General features: G+C 44.0%; 2 protein-coding genes. One reads left to right on the forward strand and one right to left on the reverse strand.

Features of this window, described 5'->3' with window-relative positions; genetic code table 11:
* The first annotated feature begins 10 nt into the window (after positions 1 to 10).
* Positions 11 to 3,223, forward strand: coding sequence for a phosphoenolpyruvate carboxylase (locus ACEW80_RS01955; protein WP_373524985.1), 3,213 nt, complete (start codon positions 11 to 13; stop codon positions 3,221 to 3,223).
* 198 nt (positions 3,224 to 3,421) lie between these two features.
* On the opposite strand, the gene ACEW80_RS01960 is transcribed toward ACEW80_RS01955, so the two are convergent.
* Positions 3,422 to 4,061 (reverse strand): substrate binding domain-containing protein (locus ACEW80_RS01960; RefSeq protein ID WP_373524986.1); only part of this gene is annotated, 640 nt, incomplete at its 5' end.

Here is a 4,061-nt window from a genome sequence, read left to right on the forward strand (position 1 = left end):
AATAGAGAATATGGGTTCCCTTTTATACTCTTCGTCTCAAACTGCGGATATATACCCGGTGTCGGAATTATTTTTGCGTCATCGTCTCCAGGTAGTGGAAGAATTGTGGGAGTCAGTTCTCCGGCAAGAATGCGGTCAAAACATGGTAGAACTGTTGCGGCAGTTGCGTGATTTATGTTCACCAGAAGGACAAGCAACAAATGACCAAGCATCCTCAGCCGTCAAATTGATTGAACAACTAAATATTAACGAAGCAATTCGCGCGGCTCGGGCTTTCGCTCTATATTTTCAGTTGATTAATATCATAGAGCAGGAATACGAACAACGGCAGCAATTGAGTCGCTATGAGGCAGAAACAGAGTCAACAGAGCCAGAAACACCATCCAATGCCAACTATTCATCTAATCAAAGAGAAGATGACGCGCCTGTTAGCACGGGAATAGCAGCAGAGTTCCTGAGAAAAAGTTATGTACCAAAAGCGCAAGTCAAACCAAAAGGTACTTTTGCTGCCTTGTTTCCCTATTTATTCAAACTGAATGTACCACCCCAGCAAATTCAACGTCTAATTGCCCATCTGGATGTGCGCTTAGTTTTCACAGCGCACCCGACGGAAATTGTTCGTCATACCATCCGGGATAAGCAGCGACAGGTGGTACAACTCTTGCAAAAACTGGATACCTTAGAAAACCATTCTGGGATCACAGACGGGGGATATTCTTGGGAAACAGCAGATGTCCGCGAACAATTGCTTGAAGAAATTCGCCTGTGGTGGCGCACCGACGAACTTCACCAGTTCAAACCTACTGTGCTAGATGAAGTAGATTATGCTCTACACTACTTCCAAGAAGTTTTATTTGATGGCATCCCCCAACTGTATAAACGTTTCAAACACACGCTATCGAGTACTTTTCCTTGGCTAGAACCACCAAGTAAAAACTTTTGCTCTTTCGGCTCCTGGGTAGGCTCAGACAGAGATGGGAATCCATCAGTCACACCCGAAATCACCTGGCAGACAGCTTGCTATCAGCGCAAAATGGTGCTAGGGAAATATATCCAGTCAGTAAAACATCTGATTGAATTGTTGAGTGTATCGATGCACTGGAGCGATGTCTTACCAGATTTGCTGGAATCTCTAGAATTGGATCAATCGCAGTTAAGCGAAGTCTACGATGCACTGGCGCTGCGTTATCGCCAAGAACCTTATCGGTTAAAACTGGCTTATGTGCTGAAACGGCTGGAAAATACTCGCGATCGCAATCTAGCTTTATATAATCGGGAAACGCCAAAAAATCAAGATAGCCCCCTGTATCTTTCGGAAACCGACTTTTTAGCAGAACTGCGGATGATTCAGCGCAACTTAACAGAAACAGGTTTAAGCTGTCGGGAATTAGAAAATCTCGTCTGTCAGGTAGAAATTTTTGGTTTTAACTTGACACGGCTAGATATCCGCCAAGAATCATCCCGCCACGCCGATGCGCTAAATGAGATATTGGAATACCTGCAAATATTATCTCAACCTTACAACGAACTATCTGAGGAGCAAAGAGTCGCTTGGCTAACAGGAGAACTGCAAACCCGGAGGCCATTAATTCCGGCAGAATTGCCATTTTCCGAAAAAACCAACGATGTAATTGAAACTTTTCGCGTCGTGCGATCGCTGCAACAAGAATTTGGCCTTAACATCTGCCAAACTTATATTATCAGTATGTGCCGCGACGTCAGCGACGTGTTAGAAGTGTTGCTGTTAGCCAAAGAAGCCAGACTTTTTGACCCCGCTATTGCTGTCGGAACTATTCAAGTTGTTCCCTTATTTGAGACAGTAGAAGACTTGCAACGCTCCAGAAGCGTCATGCGACAACTGTTTGAATTACCGTTATATCGCGCTTTGTTAGCCGGCGGCTATAACAGTGCCGAGCAACGAGTACCGAGTGCTGAGTCTAGTCAGCAACACCAGTCCGCTCAAGTCAGAGAAACTGCTGACGCGACTGACTCTTCAACACTCAACACTCAACACGGGCTAAACCCTAGCTATCCGCTAACAGCACTCAGCACTCAGCACTCAGCACTCAGCACTCAGCACTCAGCACTCAGCACTCAAGACTCCCCCCTCACTCCTAACTTGCAAGAAGTGATGCTGGGGTATTCTGACAGCAACAAAGACTCTGGTTTTTTAAGTAGTAACTGGGAAATTCATAAAGCCCAAAAATCACTACAACAAATAGCAGAAAACTATGGCGTGAATCTGCGGATTTTCCACGGACGCGGCGGTTCTGTGGGACGAGGCGGGGGACCTGCTTACGAGGCGATTTTAGCTCAACCTGGTCACAGTATTAATGGGCGAATCAAAATTACCGAACAAGGAGAAGTTTTGGCTTCCAAATACTCTTTGTTGGACTTGGCTTTGTACCACATGGAAACCATTACTACGGCTGTGATTCAAGCTAGTCTACTGCGGACGGGGTTTGATGATATCGAACCCTGGAATGAGATTATGGAAGAATTAGCAGCGCGATCGCGTCAACATTATCGTGCTTTAATCTACGAGCAACCTGATTTTGTTGACTTCTTCCATGAAGTAACGCCAATTGAAGAAATTAGCCAATTGCAAATTAGCTCCCGTCCCGCCCGGCGTCCATCTGGTAAGAAAGATTTAAGCAGTCTGCGAGCTATTCCTTGGGTATTCAGCTGGACACAAACCCGCTTTTTACTGCCTTCCTGGTACGGCGTTGGCACAGCATTACAAGAATTTTTGAACGAAGAACCAGAAGAACATCTGAAATTACTGCGCTACTTTTACGTTAAGTGGCCTTTCTTCAAGATGGTAATTTCCAAGGCCGAGATGACTTTGGCAAAAGTAGATATGCAAATGGCACATCACTACGTCCAAGAATTGTCAAAACCAGAAGATCAACTCCGCTTTGCCAAGGTTTTTGACCAAATTGCTAGCGAATTCTATCTGACAAGAGATTTAGTCTTAAAAATTACCGATCACAATCGACTGTTAGATGGTGATCCTGTATTGCAAAGATCGGTACAGCTACGCAATGGCACAATTGTCCCCTTGGGATTTATCCAAGTTTCACTACTCAAGCGCCTACGCCAGTCCCAAAATACTAGTGCTACATCTGGAGTAATTCACTCCCGTTACAGCAAAGGCGAGTTACTGCGAGGGGCATTATTAACTATTAATGGTATTGCTGCTGGGATGAGAAATACAGGTTGATGGGGAGTGGGGAGTGGGGAAGTTGCAGTAAGCATTTCTCCTTTGCCCCTCCGCCTCTTGATATAATATCCACCTTGAATCATCTAGGACTTACGCAAAATATCTCTCAAACTCTGATTTCTCTGTGTCCTCTGCGCCTCTGTGGTTCGTTATTCCGTAAATTGTGCGTAAGTCCTATCATCATTTCCATAACCCATTTCAAAGCGTGGTTTCTTCCCAGTAAGGCGGATTACCAAATCGTTTGATTAAAAAATCGATAAATGCTTTGACCCGCAGCGAATTTCTGCGATTTGGCAAATAAAGCGCATAAATGCCCATATCTATACTGGTTTGGGGATATACTTGACAATCGGTTAGCACTCCTTGCAACTTCCCTTTTCGGATGTCTTCACCAATTAACCAAGTTGGCATCAAAATCAAACCCGTTCCATCCAAACAGACTTGGCGGAGTACCTCAGAATTACTTGATATTAAAGAACCACTTACTTTAACCTCACAAAATTCAGTATCTCGTTTGAATCGCCAAATATCGTACCCCATGAAATAAGTAAACAATAGACAATTATGATTTGCTAACTCGTCTGGATGTTTGGGTTTACCATGCTGTTTGAAATACGTTGAACTACCACAAACCAGGCGTGTATACGAGGCAATCTTACGCAAAATTAGATTTGCTCCAGACCGATCAAGATTTCCAATGCGAATTACAATATCTAAATCTTCTTCCACCAAGTTAGACAATCCATCGCTCAATCTCAAATCTAGCTTTACTTCTGGATACTGAACAAAAAAATCATTGACAATAGGTGCAATATGCAGTCTTCCAAAGGCAACTGGT

Origin of the sequence: Nostoc sp., assembly GCF_041747015.1 — a bacterium.
Taxonomy (GTDB): domain Bacteria; phylum Cyanobacteriota; class Cyanobacteriia; order Cyanobacteriales; family Nostocaceae; genus Nostoc.

Bases quoted from the DNA above. Each gene is read 5' to 3' on its own strand.
- ACEW80_RS01955 (WP_373524985.1), top strand. From the start codon at position 11: ATGGGTTCCCTTTTATACTCTTCGTCTCAAACTGCGGATATATACCCG.